The sequence below is a fragment of the Propionicicella superfundia DSM 22317 genome (assembly GCF_000423465.1).
GTDB lineage: Bacteria > Actinomycetota > Actinomycetes > Propionibacteriales > Propionibacteriaceae > Propionicicella > Propionicicella superfundia.
In genome coordinates this window covers 1,008,523-1,024,756 of record NZ_KE384020.1, presented here as the reverse complement: position 1 = coordinate 1,024,756, position 16,234 = coordinate 1,008,523, and the positions used below count along the sequence as shown (strand labels likewise).

Annotated in this window: 15 protein-coding genes and 1 pseudogene; 6 read left to right on the top strand and 10 right to left on the bottom strand. The window is 69.8% G+C overall.

The features are described 5' to 3' along the window. Positions 1-146: 146 nt before the first annotated feature. The 8 genes from G555_RS0109875 to deoC (G555_RS0109840) all read right to left on the bottom strand — a co-directional run bounded on the left by G555_RS0109875 (position 147) and on the right by deoC (G555_RS0109840) (position 7,703). Positions 147-500 (bottom strand): hypothetical protein, encoded by a 354-nt coding sequence (locus G555_RS0109875; protein WP_028708760.1) that lies wholly within the window; start codon positions 498-500, stop codon positions 147-149. Between the two features lie 72 nt (positions 501-572). After that, positions 573-1,256, bottom strand: coding sequence for a deoxyribose-phosphate aldolase (gene deoC, locus G555_RS0109870; protein ID WP_028708759.1), 684 nt, complete (start codon positions 1,254-1,256; stop codon positions 573-575). Positions 1,257-1,335: 79 nt separating this feature from the next. Next, the gene (locus G555_RS21230) at positions 1,336-2,028 is read right to left on the bottom strand and encodes an SDR family NAD(P)-dependent oxidoreductase (RefSeq protein ID WP_051208653.1); all 693 of its coding nucleotides are present in this window, start codon (positions 2,026-2,028) and stop codon (positions 1,336-1,338) included. A gap of 22 nt (positions 2,029-2,050) precedes the next feature. Beyond that, positions 2,051-2,833, bottom strand: coding sequence for an SDR family NAD(P)-dependent oxidoreductase (locus G555_RS0109860; RefSeq protein ID WP_036921744.1), 783 nt, complete (start codon positions 2,831-2,833; stop codon positions 2,051-2,053). Beyond that, a complete protein-coding gene (locus G555_RS0109855) occupies positions 2,826-4,343 on the bottom strand; it encodes an SDR family NAD(P)-dependent oxidoreductase (protein ID WP_028708757.1) in 1,518 nt (505 codons plus the stop codon). Before G555_RS0109855 ends, G555_RS0109860 begins: the two co-directional genes overlap by 8 nt. 114 nt (positions 4,344-4,457) lie before the next feature. Beyond that, the gene (locus G555_RS0109850) at positions 4,458-5,999 is read right to left on the bottom strand and encodes an FGGY-family carbohydrate kinase (protein WP_028708756.1); all 1,542 of its coding nucleotides are present in this window, start codon (positions 5,997-5,999) and stop codon (positions 4,458-4,460) included. Positions 6,000-6,115: 116 nt separating this feature from the next. Continuing rightward, positions 6,116-7,027, bottom strand: coding sequence for a dihydrodipicolinate synthase family protein (locus tag G555_RS0109845; protein ID WP_028708755.1), 912 nt, complete (start codon positions 7,025-7,027; stop codon positions 6,116-6,118). After that, a complete protein-coding gene (deoC, locus tag G555_RS0109840; RefSeq protein ID WP_028708754.1) occupies positions 7,017-7,703 on the bottom strand; it encodes a deoxyribose-phosphate aldolase in 687 nt (228 codons plus the stop codon). Before deoC (G555_RS0109840) ends, G555_RS0109845 begins: the two co-directional genes overlap by 11 nt. Before the next feature lie 101 nt (positions 7,704-7,804). Here deoC (G555_RS0109840) and G555_RS0109835 point away from each other — a divergent pair, with 101 nt between their 5' ends. From G555_RS0109835 to G555_RS19095, 3 genes are all read left to right on the top strand, one after another. Continuing rightward, a complete protein-coding gene (locus G555_RS0109835) occupies positions 7,805-8,605 on the top strand; it encodes a GntR family transcriptional regulator (RefSeq protein ID WP_028708753.1) in 801 nt (266 codons plus the stop codon). Between the two features lie 138 nt (positions 8,606-8,743). Continuing rightward, the gene (locus tag G555_RS0109830) at positions 8,744-9,631 is read left to right on the top strand and encodes a fructose bisphosphate aldolase (RefSeq protein ID WP_028708752.1); all 888 of its coding nucleotides are present in this window, start codon (positions 8,744-8,746) and stop codon (positions 9,629-9,631) included. A 170-nt stretch (positions 9,632-9,801) separates the two neighbouring features. Beyond that, positions 9,802-11,055, top strand: a complete 1,254-nt coding sequence (locus tag G555_RS19095; RefSeq protein WP_036921741.1) for a winged helix-turn-helix domain-containing protein — start codon at positions 9,802-9,804, stop codon at positions 11,053-11,055. A 37-nt stretch (positions 11,056-11,092) separates the two neighbouring features. Here G555_RS19095 and G555_RS19090 read toward each other — a convergent pair whose 3' ends face one another. Then, the gene (locus G555_RS19090; RefSeq protein ID WP_084635049.1) at positions 11,093-12,013 is read right to left on the bottom strand and encodes a serine hydrolase; all 921 of its coding nucleotides are present in this window, start codon (positions 12,011-12,013) and stop codon (positions 11,093-11,095) included. A gap of 240 nt (positions 12,014-12,253) precedes the next feature. Here G555_RS19090 and G555_RS19085 point away from each other — a divergent pair. Next, positions 12,254-13,315, top strand: a pseudogene (locus tag G555_RS19085) (anion permease); the annotation flags it as partial. 332 nt (positions 13,316-13,647) lie between these two features. Further along, positions 13,648-13,980, top strand: a complete 333-nt coding sequence (locus tag G555_RS0109810; protein WP_028708751.1) for a hypothetical protein — start codon at positions 13,648-13,650, stop codon at positions 13,978-13,980. A 6-nt stretch (positions 13,981-13,986) separates the two neighbouring features. On the opposite strand, the gene G555_RS19080 is transcribed toward G555_RS0109810, so the two are convergent. Continuing rightward, complete coding sequence (locus G555_RS19080) at positions 13,987-14,859, bottom strand: LysR family transcriptional regulator (RefSeq protein ID WP_084635044.1); 873 nt, start codon at positions 14,857-14,859, stop codon at positions 13,987-13,989. A gap of 87 nt (positions 14,860-14,946) precedes the next feature. Between G555_RS19080 and G555_RS19075 the strand changes: the two genes are divergently transcribed. Beyond that, positions 14,947-16,227, top strand: a complete 1,281-nt coding sequence (locus G555_RS19075) for an MFS transporter (protein WP_051208725.1) — start codon at positions 14,947-14,949, stop codon at positions 16,225-16,227. Positions 16,228-16,234: the final 7 nt, after the last annotated feature.

Below are 16,234 nucleotides of genomic sequence, written 5' to 3'. Positions count from 1 at the left end.
GTTGATCGGGACGCGTGCGGCGCCGGCGGTGATCGATCAGCTCGATACGTTCCGCCGGATCGGCGTCGTTCCCGCCTACACCGGCTGACACCACGGCCGGGGCGTGCCCGGGGAGGACGTGCTTCGGCGCCCGCCCCGGGCCGGGCCTATTGACCGGCTTTGTGGAGACTGCCGCGCGATCCCCAGCTCGGCACTTCGACCATGTTGAAATACACCTCGGTCGGGGCCAGATCGAGCTTCTTCTCGAACAGGTCGTACAGCTTGTCGACGTAGTCGACCTGCTGGTCCCAGTCGTTCGGGACCATGATGCGGGTCTCCATGAACGCGCAGGGCACGAGTTCCCCGCCGCGGTAGATGTCACACCCGTCGTCGATGCGCACCATCGTCTTCCGGTGGAACTTGCCTGCGATGATCTCGACGAGATAGCCGATCTCGTCGGCCAGCTCGGCCTTCGCCTGCGGCGTCAGCTTCCGTGATGTGCTCAGATGGATCCAGGGCACGGGATTGTCCTTTCTGGTCTGGTGGTCATGGGCTTCGCCTCCGGGGCCCGACGGGTCGGAACGATCCGGGGCTCAGGAGGCGTCGGGTCCCGTCGTGGCGGCGACGTCGGCGAGCAGCTCAGCCGCGGAGGGGGTCGTGAGGCGGGCGGCGCCGGCATCCAGCAGAGCCTTCGCCTCGGCCCAGGTGCGGATGTCCCCGGCGGCCTCCACCTCGACCTCGGCAGGCAGTCCGTCCCGCAGGAGCGCGACGTCCTGCGGCGTCGCGGCCGTTGGCCCGAATCCGGTGGACGTGACGACGAATCCCGCCCCGGCGTCCGCGCAGATGAGCGCAGCGCGGAGCTTCTGCTGGTCGGTCAGGTATCCCGTCTCGAGGGTCACCTTCACCGTCCGGCCGTCGGCGATCCGCACAGCGTCGCCGACCTCCTTGAGCAGGTAGTCGGGACTGCACTCGAGGAACGCCCCGATGTTCATCATCACGGTGAGCTCGTCGGCGCCGAACCGGACGGCCTCCGCCGCCTCGAACGCCTTGACGGAGGTCGGCACCCGGCCCAGGGGGAACCCGCCGACGACCGCGCCGACCCTCACGCCGGTGCCGCGAGCGAGGATGGAGGCGAACTTGACGTTGCTGCCGTTGACGACCAGCGAGCCACAGCCCGCCTCGGCGGTGAAGCGGTACGCGGCGCGCACCCCTTCGTTCGTCACGTCGGGAGCGAGCACGGCGTGGTCGACCAGACCGGCGAACTCGGATGTGATCATGTCTCTCCTTGTCTTCCAATCGGATTGCGGACGGCTGCCGGGACGGGTGAGCCGCCGGTCGGCGGGCCCGGCCGGCGTGTCAGCCCAGCAGGCTTCCCTGCCGCAGCAGCGACGTCCCGGCGTCCACCGGGATCTGGGTGCCGTTGAGGAAGGGCGTCGCGTCGAGGGCGAGGAAGGCGGCGAACGCGCCGACGTCGGCGGGGGACGGCAGGCGGCCCGAGTCGTCGTAGCCGATCCAGATGCTGTTGGCCTGGATGTTCTCCAGGCACAGATCCACCGCCCACTGCCGGGTCATGGAGTTGACCCCCGCCTTCGCGAAGCCCAGCACCAACTGGTGCCGGCCGTCGGTCAGGCCGCCCAGGACCGACGAGTAGTTGACGACGCGACCTCCGCCTGCCGCGCGCATGTGGGGCACGCACGCCTGCAGTGCGAAGAAGGGCAGCTTCATGTTGACGCGGATGCACCGCTGCCACTGGCTCTCGGAGACATCCCAGAACCCGTCGGGGCCGTGCTCGACGGCACTGTTGACCAGAATGTCGATGCCGCCGAACCGTGCGCCGGTCGCGTCGATCGCGCGGCGTACCGCCGGGACGTCCTCCAGCGACGAACCGACGAAGTCCACGAGACCGTCGTCCACCTCGCCACCCGGGCCGGACGTCTCGTCGACCATCACGACGTGGACGCCGCGGGCCGTGAGGGCGGACGCGGCGGCCAGGCCGTAGTCGGCCGATCCGCCCACGACGACGGCGGTCTTGTCTGATGTGCTTTTCATGATTCAGCCTTTCCTCGCCTGCTCACGCGTACGCGGAGACAGCCGGCTTCTCCCGGAAGATGCTCATCCCGCCGTCGACCGCCAGGTCGCAGGCGTTGAGCACGCGTCCTTCGTCGGACGCGACAAGACGGACGACGTCGGCCAGGTCCTCGGGGCGCATGATCGCGTCGTTGAGCACGGTGGAACGCTGCAGGGCCTCCCAGCCCGGCTCGGTGAGCCTGGGCCGGGTCGAGTCGGTGAGCACCGTGTAGGGAGACACCGTGCAGCAGCGGATCCCGAGCGGAGCCAGTTCGGCCGCCAGGCAGCGGTCCAGGGCGGACAGCCCGGCCATGGCGGCCGCGTAGGCGGCGTGCACTCCCGACCCGATCCGCGCGTGGATCGAGGAGACATGGATGATGCAGGCGCGCTCGCTTCGGGCGAGGTGGGGGACGGCCGCCTGAGCGGCGAGGAACCCCCCGGTGAGGTCGGTCCCGATCGTGCGGTCCCAGTCGGCGACCGTGATCTCCTCGACGGGCCGCTCGCATCCCTCGTGGGCGCAGCAGACGAGCAGGTCGATGCCCCCCAGCCGGGCGGCGGCGGCGTCCATGACCCGTGCCACCTCCTCGGGATCGCGCACGTCGCACGCGAGGAAGTGGGCCTCCCCGCCCGCGGCGAGCGCCAGGGCGGTGGCGGCGCCCGATGCGGCGTCCGCGTCGGCGATGCAGACGGCGTAGCCATCGGCGGTGAGCCGTTCGGCGATGCTGCGACCGAGCCCGCCCGCGCCGCCGGTCACGACGGCGGTCCTTCTCGTGGTGTCCTCAGGCATGGCTGGCAACTCCTTCGGCGACGGCGGGCTCGTCCCAGGGGACGAGCTTGTAGCGGAAGTTCAGGTATCCGGTGTCGACGTAGATCTTGTGGCCGCTGGTCGCACTGGTCTCGGAGGTCGTGAGGAAGTCGAACACGTCGGTCACATGCTCCGGGTACAGCAGGACCTTGCTGAGGGACTGCCGGTAGTTGCGGGCGATCCACTCCGGGTCGGAGAGCCGGAACTCGATCATGGGCGTGATCACGTAGGCGGGAAGGACGCTGAAGACCTGGATGTTGTCGGGCTTGAGCGCCGCGCCCATGGCCCGGGTCATGCTGTTCAGGGCCTCCTTCGCCCCGCCGTACAGCGTGTGCCGTCCGTGAGACAGGGTGCTGAGCATCGACGAGAAGTTGACGATCCGCCCGCCGCCGGTCTTCCTCATGTGGGCGGCGCACGCCCGGGCCATGTAGAACGGTCCCTTGAGATCGATGTCCATGAACCGATCCCAGTCGTCCTCGGTGATCTCCGGGGTGCGTTTCCGCGACGTGATGGCGGCCGCGTTGTACAGGATGTCGATCCTCCCGAACCGCTGCGCGATCGCGTCGACGGTGGTGGTGATCTCCGTATTGCTCGCCACGTCGCAGTGGTAGTACTCGGCGTCGCCGTACTCGCGGATCTCCTCGGCGACGGCCCGACCCTCCTCGTCCAGGACGTCCAGCAGCGCGATCCGGATGCCCTTCCGGGCGAAGATGCGCGCCGATGCGGCGCCGAGGCCGCCCGATCCGCCGGTGATGACCGCGACGCGTCCCCCGCTGTCGTCCGGCGGGGCCGGAGATCCGCCGTCGATCCTGTCCAGCAGGACGGTGAGGCCGCCGTCCAGCGGGTAGTCGAAGGCGTCCAGAGCCTGGTAGGAGCCCTCCGAGATCAGGAACGACACGGCCTCGCACACGTCGGCGTCGGACGGCGTCTGCTGAGACAGCGTGGCGTCCGCGCCGTCGGCGAACAGCATCAGCGAGTCGCACTTGATGCCGTACCGTCCCAGGTCGGTCGCGAGCTCCCGCGTCATCGCCGCCACGCCGCACTTGGCCGCGCTGTATGCGACCTGGTCGCGAGCGGCGACGTAGGCGCGGGCGGAGCTGAGGTTGATGATCATGCCGCCGGCGTCCGACATGTAGGGCACGACGGCCTGGCTGGAGAAGAACACCGACTTCAGGTTGTAGTCGAGCGTCGCGCTCCAGGCCGCCGGCGTGGTCTCCGCCAGCGGCGTGGGGGAGTAGTCGTCGAGAGCGTTGACGAGGACGTCCACGGTTCCGAGGGCCTCGTGGGCCTCGCGCATCCGCGCGGCGAAGGTGTCCACCCGGAGGAGATCGGTCTCCACCATGAGCAGGCCCGGCGGGGACGACGGTTCGCTCCGCTCAGGGGCCGGGCCGAGGGCGACCACGCGGTGTCCCGCCGCGGCCAGGTGCCGGCTGATGCTGCTGCCGATCCCGATGGAACCGCCCATCACGATCACGGCCTTGTGTCTCTTCATGACTCTCTCTCCTTCGGGACCCGGCAGCGGTGTCCGTCGCTTGGCGGCGGCGACGGACACCGCCCGATGGGGTCCTCCGGTCCCACAATGCCGACCGGAGCACCGAACTGCGGGTCAGCCCTCGAATCCGTGCTTCTCCAGGAACTCGCTGCGCTTCTTCCACGCCGGGAAGAGCGCGTAGGGGATCTCCTTGTAGACCTCGTACAGGTCCTTGTAGACGGCCACGTTCTCGGGGATCGGCGTGTACACGCGATCCACGCGGCAGAATGCGTCGCGCGCCGCCTGATGGGTCGGGAAGATGCCGGCCGCCCAGGCGGCGTTCCACGCGGCGCCCTTGGCGCCGTACTCGGTCCCGCTCATGAGCTTGATCGGGACGTCGAGAACGTCGGCGAAGATCTGACACCACACGGGGCTGTTGGTGCCGCCCCCTGTGAGGCAGACGTCCTTCACGGGGAAGGTGTAGGCGTCCAGGCAGTGTTTGTTCGAGAAGGCCATCCCTTCGTAGACGGCGCGGTGCAGGACGTTACGGTCGCTGTGCAGGTTGAGCCCGAAGAAGTTCCCGCGTGCGTTGGTGTTGGTGAACGGCGCACGCTCGCCGGCGGCGCTCATGTAGGGGTGGTACACGACCCCGTTGCAGCCGGCCGGAACACCGGACATCTCCTCGTCGAACAGGGCGTAGAGGCTGCGGCCCTCCTTCTCGGCGCGCACTTTGTCCTCGTAGGTGAAGGTGTCGTTGAACCAGTCGGAGTTGGGCGTGCCGGTCAGCGGTGCGATGAACTGCACCCAGTGCCCCGGCACGTTGTGGACCGACATGATGCCGAGCTTCGGCTCGCGCACGAACCGCGGGGTCACCACGAGGATGCAGCCCGACGTCCCGAGGATGATGTTGGCCTGGCCGGGCTCGGTCGCGCCGCCGCCCGCCGTGCTGCTCATGGCGTCCCAGCCGATCTCGGCGACCGGGATGCCGGCGACGAGACCGCACTGTTCGGCCGCCCGCTCGGTGACGGTGCCGATGATCCGCGACGGTTCGCCGATCTCCGGGAACTTGTCCATGAGGTCTTCGATCTCGGCGATCTGCAGGACTTTCGTGCTGATCTGGCCGGTGTCGTCGACCTGGGCGTAGAAGTCGGACGCGTTGGCACCGAAGTTGCCGGTGAGGTTGACCGATACCCAGTTCGCCGGTGAGCAGACGGTCGTGACCTTCTCCAGGAGTCCGGGCTCGTTGCGGCGGAGCCAGGGCAGGAGGAAGTTGCGGTCCGACGTCATGAGCCAGTTGGACGTTTCCGCGAACGTGGCGTCGAGCTTGCCCGCGGCGTCCCACTCCTCCAGGTCCTTGGCGCAGCGGCCGTCGTTCCACAGGATGCCCAGGCGGACGGGATGGTGGTTCTCGTCGAGGAAGCAGGAGCCGTGCTTGGCGCAGATGCCGATCGCGCCGATCTCGTCCGGCGAGATGCCCGTCTTCGCCAGCAGATCCTTGAACGCCTGCGAGATCTCCCGCCACTCGATGTCGATGTCGAACTCGGACCAGCCGAAGTGCAGTTCCTCGACGGGCGTGGTCCTCGCGGCGGTGGCGATCTCCGTGCCTTCGAGATCGAACAGGACCGCCTTGACGACCGAGGTGCCGGAGTCGAGGCCGATGACGTACTTCTTGGCCATGCGTTGTTCTCCTTTGAATGCGATGCATGGTGGTTACTTCTGGGTGTCGCGAACGGGCGTCGCCACGTTGCGACTCACGACCGGCGACGGGCACCGGTGCGTGCCCGTCGCCGGCCTTACGGGAGCATGTCCTCTTGGCGCAGGAGGCTCTCGACCTTCGCCGCCTGCTGTTCGGTGAGCCCGGTGAGCGGAGGTCGAGGGGTTCCCAGCGGATGACCGATGAGCCGGGCGACGTGCTTGTACGCGGCCATGAACGGCCCGATCTTGAGCGCGCTGCGGACGCGGAGGGTCTTGGCCTGGAGGGCCATGGCCGCCTCCCAGTCGCCGGCGGCGCCGGCCGCGGTGAGACGGACGATGAGGTCGGGGAAGACCGTCGTGACCAGGGAGATGACACCCTTGCCGCCGACGAGCATCATCGGGATGGTCAACGCGTCGCTCCCGGCGAGGACCGAGAGCCGATCGACGCCGATCAACCCGAAGAGCGTCTGCAACTCGATGAGGCTGTGCGTGGCGTCCTTGTAGCCCACGACATTCGGGCTGGCGTCGACGATCCGGGCCACGGCCTCGGGTGGCAGCTTGTTGCCCCATTCGGGCGAGTTGTAGACGTACGCAGGCAGGGACGAGGCGCGCGCGATGTCGATGTAGTAGTCGACGAGCGCGTCGACGCCGTACGGGTACAGGGGCGGTGTCGCGATCGCGATCGCGTCCAGGCCCAGCTCCTCGTACCGCTCGACCCATCTGCGTCCCTGCAGGGTCGAGCCGGCGATCACGGTTCCCATGAGGGGGAAGTCGGGCGCGGCCTGCCGTGCGGTCTTCGCGACGGCGTAGCGCTCGTCGTCGTCGATCATGAGCGCCTCGCTCGCGAACCCGTTCAGCATCACGCCGGTCACGCCGCGGGAGGCCATGAACGTCACCTCGTCGGCGACCAGGTCCAGCACGATCCGGCCGTCCTCAGCGAAGGGCGTGACGAGCTCGGACGCGGCTCCGCGCCAGGCCGGTGCGTCCTTCGCCTGCCGGTCACCGCTCATCGGAGTACTCCTCGACGATGCTGACGCTGGCCGAGGACCCGAGGCGGGTGGCGCCGAGCGAGATGTACGTGAGGGCGTCGTCGAGCGTGCGCACGCCGCCGGACGCCTTGACCCGGACCCCGTGGGCGATCACGGCGGACAGCAGTTCGATGTCGTGCGCGGTGGCGCCGCCCGTCCCGAACCCGGTGGAGGTCTTCACGAAGTCGGGCCGCACCGCGGAGGCGATGCCGACCACGGACCTCTTCTCGTCGTCGGTCAGGTAGCAGGTCTCGAGGATCACCTTCGACAGGACGTCCCGCTCGCGGCATGCCTGCACCATGGCGGCCATCTCGCGTTCGATGAGGTCGAGGTTGCCGTCCTTGAGCTCCCCGACGTTCAGGACGTAGTCGATCTCGTCCGCCCCGTCGTCCATCGCGCTCGTCGCCTCGGCGACCTTCTGGGCGATGGTGTTCTGGCCGAGCGGGAAGGCGATCGCCGCCCCCACGTGGACGTCGGTCCCGGCGAGCAGTTCGCGGCACAGCCTCACGGGGGAGGGGTTCACCGCCACCATCGCGAAGCCGTATTCCCTGGCCTCGCCGCACAGCTTCTCGAATCCGGCCCGGGTCGCGTCCGCCCGAAGCAGCGTGTGATCGAAGTACGTGGCCAGGTCGCTGCGTGTCAGACTCGATTGCGTCATCCCGCTCCTCGCTTCCAGGAAAATGTATGTGAATGTCTGGTTGTAAGGATAACCGTACATGCCGTGGTGTCAAGCGGTTCCGAAGGGACTACTCTCGCCGCGTGGACCTCGATCGCACCCGGCCAATCGACCGCAAGACGCTCCTGCCCTACTATGCGCAGCTCAAGCAGATCCTCATCGAGTCCGTGGAGGATCAGCGGCTGAAGGCCGGTGACCGGCTTCCCGGAGATCACGAGCTCGCCGAGCACTTCGGGCTGTCACGCAGCGTCGTGCGGCAGGCGATGGCCGAGCTGGAGACCGAGGGGCTGGTCGCACGTCAGCGCGGCAAGGGCACCTACCTCGCCCGAGAGAAGGTGTCGGAGGGGCTGGCGGGCTGGATCGGCGGTCTGGCCGATGATGCGCGGCGACGCGGCTCCAGGGTCACCAGCCGCGTCGTCCGGTGCGAGGTGGTTCCCGCCGACTCCCGTGTGGCAGGTCTGCTGAGCCTGCCCGAGCGGGCGCCGGTCGTCCTTCTCGAACGCGTGCGCAGCATCGACGGGGAGCCCTGGTCGCACACCACCACCTGGCTGCCGTCGTCGCTGGTGCCGGGGCTCGAGAAGGAGGACTTCGCCGAGCAGTCCCTGTACGCGCTGCTGCGTGAGCGCTATGGACTGGTGTTCGGGCGCGTCCGGCGATCGATCGAGGCGACCCCCGCCGAGGAGTCGACCGCCCGTCACCTCGGGATCGAGCCCAGCGATCCCGTCCTGCGGCTGAGCAGCGTCCTCATGGACACGGCGGACGTCCCGATCGAGACCTTCGTCGCGTTCCACCGGGGCGACCGCAGCCGATTCGATGTCGAACTGGAATCCGACGGTTCGGTGGGGGCGCCCGTCGCGGTCCGTGCGACCGCGGCCCCCAACTGAGGCTCTCGCTCGCAGGAGACGGTTCACCCTCCGGGCCGGTGGGCGACGGACATCCTGTTACGGAACGCGGAACGGTGCCGAGGCGTACCGTTGAGGACAGAGCCGACAGGGGTGTCGGCTCTGCCAGGAGGTCGGACAATGTTCAGCCAGCAACTGGAGCACATGGCGAACGGCCGGGGATTCATCGCCGCCCTGGACCAGAGCGGCGGCAGCACACCCAAGGCCCTGAAGCTGTACGGCATCGGCGAGGACGCCTATGCGAACGACGACGAGATGTTCGCGCTGGTGCACGCCATGCGCGAGCGCATCGTGACCAGCCCGTCGTTCGCCGGCGCACAGATCCTCGGTGCGATCCTGTTCGAGAAGACGATGGACCGGACGTTCGCCGGCGTGCCCGCCGCGGACTACCTGTGGGGAACCAAGCATGTCGTCCCGTTCCTGAAAGTGGACAAGGGCCTCGCCGAGGCGGACCGGGGCGTTCGCCTGATGAAGCCCATCGACAACCTCGACGAACTCGTCGCCCGAGCCAAGGCCGCCCATGTCTTCGGCACGAAGATGCGGTCGGTCGTCCAGTCCGCGGATCCTGCGGGGATCGCGGCGAACGTGGCGCAGCAGTTCGAGCTCGGCCGGCGGATCGCCGCGGCGGGCCTGGTTCCCATCCTGGAGCCCGAGGTGGATATCAAGGCTCCTGACAAGGGAGAATGCGAGCGGATCCTGTTGGACGAGATCGGCGGGCGGCTGCTCGCCGGCACCGTCGACGGGCCGATCATGTTCAAGCTCACGATCCCCGACGTCGCCGACTTCTACAAGCCGCTCATCGAGCACCCCCAGGTGCTGCGCGTGGTGGCGCTCTCGGGCGGTTACACCCGGGCGGAGGCGAACGAACGTCTCGCGCGAAATCACGGCCTGATCGCGAGCTTCTCGCGTGCGCTCACCGAGGGGTTGCGGGTGGACATGGCCGACGACGAGTTCGACGCGCTGCTGGCCCGGGCCGTGGGATCGATCTTCGCGGCGTCGACCACCTAGCCGGGCCGGGTCGCGACTCGTCGGCGAGAGACGCCGAGGTCACGGTGCCGCCCGTCGCCCGGTAGTTTCCCGGCCGGAGCGTATCTACCCCGCGGGGCCGGTGTGTGCAGACGGCGCCGACCCCCGGACCGCGGGCCGGCGCGGTGCGGAGCTGTCACTACGCTTCGGCCATGACGCACTCCCTGAGCGGCGAGGAGGCACGCCGCGCCGCACTCGCCGCGCAAGGATTCACCCGGCCACGACCCGTCACTCCGGGGACCCGCCAGCTCAACCTGGTGCTGAGACGCATGGGAACCCTCCAGATCGACTCCGTGAACGTGTTCGCGCGGTCGCACTACCTGCCCCCGTTCTCCCGGCTCGGCGGCTACGACCCGGAGACCCTGGACCGGTTGCTGCTCGGGATGCGCTCGCCCTATGTGGAGTACTGGGCGCACGTCGCGTCGTTCATCCCGCTGCAGGACTGGGGACTGTTCGCGTTCCGCATGGACGCGTACGCCCGCCGTGACGCGGCGCCGGACAGTTGGGTGAGCCAGCACCGCGACGTCGTGGACCGCGTCCGGGCCGAACTGGCCGCTCGCGGCACGCTGCGCCCCTCCGAGATCGACCACGACGGGGACCGGCGCCGACGAGGCCCGTGGTGGGACTGGGACGTCGTGAAGCTCGCCCTCGAACACCTGTGGCGCACCGGCGAGGTCGCCGTCCCGGGCCGGAAGGGGTTCGAGCGCTGCTACGCGCTGGCCGAAGACGTGATCCCCGCCGACGCGCGCGCCGCCGTCCCGCACGAGGACGCGGTCCGCGAACTCGTCCGTCGCGCGGCGCGCTCCTACGGGGTGGCCACGATCGCCGACCTCGCCGACTACTGGCGGCTGCGGAACCGGTCGGAGGTGACCGCCGCGCTCCGCGATCTGGAGGCCGCCGGTGAGGTCAGCCCGGTCACCGTGGCGGGGTGGGGGAGCGGGGGCCGCCCGGGGCAGGCCTGGCTGCATCGTGACGCGGTCGTCCCGCGACGAGTGGACGCTGCGGCCCTGCTGACCCCGTTCGATCCGGTCGTGTGGTTCCGGCCGCGCGCCGAGCGGCTGTTCGGGTTCCACTACCGGATCGAGCTGTACACGCCGGCGCACAAGCGACGCTACGGGTACTACTCGCTGCCCGTGCTGGTGGGTGACCGGATCGTCGCCCGGGTCGACCTGGCCGCCGACCGGGCGACACGGACGCTGCGGGTGCAGTCGGCGTGGTGGGAGGGGATCGCCCCGTCCGGCACGGCGGAGCGGATCGCGGCAGAGGTGCGGCTGGCCGCGCGGTGGCAAGGGCTCGACGGGATCTCGGTGTCCCGCTGGGGAGACGCGGCCGACGATCTCGCCGCCGCGCTCGTGGACGCCGAGCGTCACGAGCACGGGCCGCATCTCGTCCGTCCGGCCGAATGACGCGCAGCGCCGACACCGCGCCCACGCACGGCGGGTCCTACGGGTCGAGGGCGGCGACCGCGGCGTCGACCGCCTCCTCCACGAGGTCGACGCCGCCGCTCAGCGAGGTGCTGCCCTTGCTGAGCGCCGCCACGAGGTAGGTGTGTCCGTCGGCCTCGACCGAGCCGATGCTGTTGACGTCCCACAGGCCCGTCGTGGATCGCGCCAGCCAGCCGTTCTTGACGTAGGCCTCGTCCTCGTCGTCGGCCGCGGTCGTGACGCCCCAGCGCTGCTCGTCGATGACGTCCTCCATGAGGTCCTGAACGTAGGCCCGCGACGAGGCGGACAGGACGGAATCGTCGGTGAAGACCTGCCGCAGCAGGGCGATCTGGTCGCTGACGGTCGTCTGTGTCAGACCCCAGTACCCGGAGGAGCCGACGGTCGTCTCGGTGAGGCCGAAGGCCGTGTTGGCCTCGGTGAGTCCGGTGCGCCCGCCGACCGCGGCGAACAGCGTGACCGCGGCGCTGTTGTCCGACTCGGTGATCATGGACCGGGCCAGGGAACGTTGCGACGAGGTGAGGACGCCGTCGTTCTGCCACAGGAGGGCGGCGAGGATGTCGACCTTCACGATGCTGGCCGTGTCGAACAGCGACTCGCCGGCCACGATCGCGTCCCCGTCCGTGAGGTCGACCGCGGCGACGTTGACGAGGCTGGTCAATCCGAGATACGACGGCGTCACCGTGAGCCTGATCGTCGGGTCGGCCGATGCCGTCGCCTCGGCCTGCGCGGTCACGGTCGAGCCCGATGACCCGGACCCGCCGGTCCCGGTGGAGGCGGTCGCCTGGGTGCCGGAGGACGTCGCCCCGCTCGTCGAGGAGCCGGCGAGATCGCTCGGCCACGCCACGTCCACCAGCGCCAGGCCGGCCACGACGGTGGCCACGGCCGCGCCGATCCTCAGCCTCCCGCGCCAACTCCCCATGCCGACAAGGCAAGCTCGCACCGCTGTGCCCGTCATGAGACGCGTCTGTGGGTCGCCTGAGCCTGTCCGCAGCCGTACCCGTCATTTCGCAAAGACGGCGGAGTTTGATCCGGACCCACCGGTGTGTGGCAGGATGCTTAACGGCTGCTGACCGACGAATGAACGCACGGTGAACCCACGGTGGGTCCGTGCGGCGTTTCGGCGCCAGCATCCCCCTCTCCCACTCACGGAAAGCTCACGGTGGACACCGCCGCACTCATCGTCGCGCTGGTCATCGCACTGGCACTGTTCTTCGATTTCACGAACGGGTTCCACGACACCGCGAACGCGATGGCGACGCCGATCGCGACCGGGGCGCTGAAGCCCAAGGTCGCGGTGGGACTGGCGGCCGTCCTGAACCTCGTCGGCGCCTTCTTGTCGACGGAGGTGTCGAAGACGGTCTCGCACGGGATCATCCGCGAGGACCAGCTCGCGTCGGCGCAGTTCCTGCCCATGATCTTCGCCGGCCTGATCGGTGCCATCACGTGGAACATGCTCACCTGGCTGCTGGGGCTGCCGTCGAGTTCCTCCCACGCCCTGTTCGGCGGCCTCATCGGTGCGACGGCGGTCGGCGTCTCCTTGTCGGCGATCAACTTCGGCGTCGTGCTCAGCAAGATCGTCCTGCCGGCCCTCATCGCGCCCGTCACGGCGGCCGTCGTCGCGTTCGCGGCGACGCGCATGGCATATGCGGTCACGCGGCGCTATGACGGGCAGTCCAACGGTCGCGACGGCTTCCGGTGGGGGCAGATCCTCACCGCCTCGCTGGTGGCTCTCGCCCACGGCACCAACGACGCGCAGAAGACGATGGGCGTCATCACGCTCGCGCTCATCACGGTGGGCTGGCAGGACGCGTCGCAGGCCGATCCGCATCTGTGGGTCATCTTCGCGTGCGCCCTCACGATCGCCCTCGGCACCTACGTCGGCGGGTGGCGGATCATCCGGACGCTGGGCAAGGGGCTCACCGACGTCCGGCCCGCGCAGGGGTTCTCCGCCGAGACGTCGACCGCTGCGACGATCCTGGCGTCGAGCGCGTTCGGCTTCGCCTTGTCCACGACGCAGGTGGCGTCGGGATCGGTCATCGGCTCGGGGCTCGGGCGACGCGGCTCGAAGGTGCGATGGCGGACCGTGAGTCGCATCGTCTCCGGGTGGGTGATGACCCTTCCCGCCGCGGGCGCGGTGGGGGCGGCGGCTGCCTTCGTGGTGCACGGGCTCGGCACCGCGGGCGTGGTGATCGACATGATCGTCGCCGTGGCGATCGTCCTCGGCCTGTTCCTGTGGTCGCGTCGTGACGAGGTCACCGCGGGCAACGCGATGAGCGAGGTGGCCGAGTCGGGCCGGGCCGTCCACGTCAAGCACAAGTCGTCCCCGACGTGGCGCCGCCGCCGTCTCGATCGGCTGAAGGCCGAGGAGTCGGCCGCCAAGGCCCAGGCGAAGGCGAAGGCCGCCGAGGAGGCGCCCGGCGCGGCACGCGAGGACGTCGCCGGGGCTGAGGACGTCGCCGAGGCTGAGGACGGCGCCAGGGTCGAGGGTGTCGCCAGGGTCGAGGGCGGCGCCAGGGTCGAGCAGGATGCGACGAGCACGACGAAGGGTCCGCGATGATCGAGATCGACTGGTCCGCTTTCGCCCGGGTGTTCGGCGCCGCGCTGACCGGGGCCGTCCTCGTCGTGTTCTTCTACGCGTTCGGGCTGCGCATGCTGGTGCGCGCCGGACGTGTGCCGCGCATCACGTCGGCCGAGCTCACCGACGCGATCATGATCGTCTCCAAGAAGGACATCCGCCGGGCCGAGAAGGCCAAGGCGAAGGCCGCCAAGCGCCCGCCCACGACCCGCACCCAGCGGCGCGTCGCGTTCGCCGTCGCGATCACGTCGTTCGTGCTCTGCGCCACCGCCATCGCGGGCGGGTTGTTCCTCATCGTCGCCGGGCGCTGACCCGCGTCAGACGCCCAGATCCAGCCCGCGGCAGTGCTCCAGGAAGGCGCGGACGCTCGCGGGGTTCGTCCGCTCGGCGCTCCACGCGACCCCGAGACGGCGCGCGTGCGCCGGGACCAGCGGTATGTGCATGGGCTCGGCCGCGTCCATCTGCGAGGGCTCGGGCAGGATCGCGACGCCCAGACCGACCCCTACCAGGCCGCGGATCGTGTCGACCTCGCTCGACTCGAAGGCGATCCGGACCTGGGCGCCCGCCTCCTGCAGCATCGGGTCGATGACCGTGCGGATCTCCGTCGTGCGCGAGAAGGCGACGAAATCCTCGCCGTCCAGGTCGGCCGGGGTGATCGAGGCGCGGGCGGCGAGGCGATGGCCACGCGGAACGGCGACGCAGAGCCGCTGCTCGACCATGGGCGTCCAGGCGAGATCCGACCGGGCGGGCGGGGTGCTGAACGCGACGTCGAGGGCGTCGTCGGCGATCCAGGAGAACAACTCGCGGGAGAACCCCTGCCGTAGTTCGAAGCGACTGCCCGGCGCGATGTCGCGGAAGCCGCCGACGAGCACCGGAACGGCCCAGCGGGCGGTCGACTGGAGGAAGCCGAGCCGGATGGAGGTCGCAGGCCCGGTCACCTGGGAGAGATGGCGGCGTCCGATCTCGTACCGCTCGACGATCTCGGCGGCATCGGGGCGGAACGCGGCGCCGGCGCGGTTCAGGCTGATGCGGCGGCCGTGTCGGGTGAACAGCTCGGTCCCGAGCTCGGCCTCCAGGCGCGCGATCGCCCGGGAGACGTTGGACTGGTTGACACGCAGGGCCGCCGCGGCGTCCCGGGTGTTCTCGGTCTCGCACAGCGTCAGGAACACGCGTAGCGTCTGCTCGTCCACCCGGACAGGGTATTGAGTCGATATGCGCATCAGCAAACCTCTTCGGATCATTTGGCGCATCTATCGACCAGGGCCAGGGTGGAGGTCGTGTCCGTTGCCGAGAATGTCCGCCTCGCCCCGTCGTCGACCCTCCCCACCGTATGGGCCGGACATCCGGCCGGCACCGCGGGATACCGGCGACTGGTGTTCGCGGTCATGGCAGGCGGATTCGCGAACTTCTCCCTGATGTACTTCGTTCAGCCGCTGCTGCCCGTCCTGGCGGCCCGGTACAGCGTGTCGGCAGCCGAGTCGGCGCACGTGCTGTCGATCACGACGCTCACGATCATGCTCGGCCTCCTCGTCACAGGACCGCTGGCCGACCGGATCGGCCGCGTCGCCGTGATGCGCTGGTCATTGCTCGCTTCGGGCGTGCTCGGGCTCGCGGCGGCATTCGCGCCCACCTGGGGAAGCCTCCTGGTGCTGCGCGGCCTGCTCGGTGTCACGCTCGCGGGATTGCCCGGCGCGGCGCTGGCCTACCTGCGCGAGGAGGTGCACCCGGCGGCGCATGCCCGGGCGAACGCGCTCTACATCACAGGGACCGGTCTGGGCGGGGCAGCCGGACGCCTCCTGCCCGGCCTGCTCGCGGCACTCGGCGGCTGGCCGCTGGCGGCCGCGGTCATGAGCCTCCTCACGCTGGGCGCGAGCGCGGCGATGTGGCTGCTGCTTCCGCCGTCCCTCGGCTTCGCGCCGCGCCCGGTCCGGCTGCGCGACGCGGTCCTCGGCACGTTGCTGGCACCCCGCGAACGGGTCATCGCGCTGCTCTGCCTCACCGGGTTCGCAGCGATGGGGACCTTCGTCGGGGTGTACAACGCGGTGCCGTTCCGGTTGCAGGCGCCGCCGTTCGGCCTCGGTGCGGCAGCCGTCGTCGTGTACCTCATCTATCCGGTCGGGTCGGTGGCACCGCTGATCGCGCGCGCTCTCAGCGACCGGATCGGCCGCGGCCTCGCCACGGCCACGGGGCTGGCCGTCCTGGTCGCGTCGATCGCCGTGACGACCGCCGCCTCCCTGCCCTGGGTGATCGCCGGCCTCGGCGGGTGCGTGTTCGCCTTCCTCGGCGTCCACTCGCTGCTGTCGGGCTGGGTCGTCGACAAAGCCAAGCGCAGCGGAATCGGGACGGCGCAGGCGTCCGGTGCGTACCTGCTCCTGTACTACCTCGGAAGCACGGTGTTCGGGGCGGTCGCCACGCAGCAGTGGCAGACCTCCGGGTGGTCCGGCGTCGAGACCGTGACGATGGCGCTCGCCACGGCCGGCGTCGTCACGGCCCTGATCGCTGCCGTGTGGGACCGCAACCCGCGACGCGCCCGCACCGTCGCCACGTCCCACGTCTGAGGCCGCC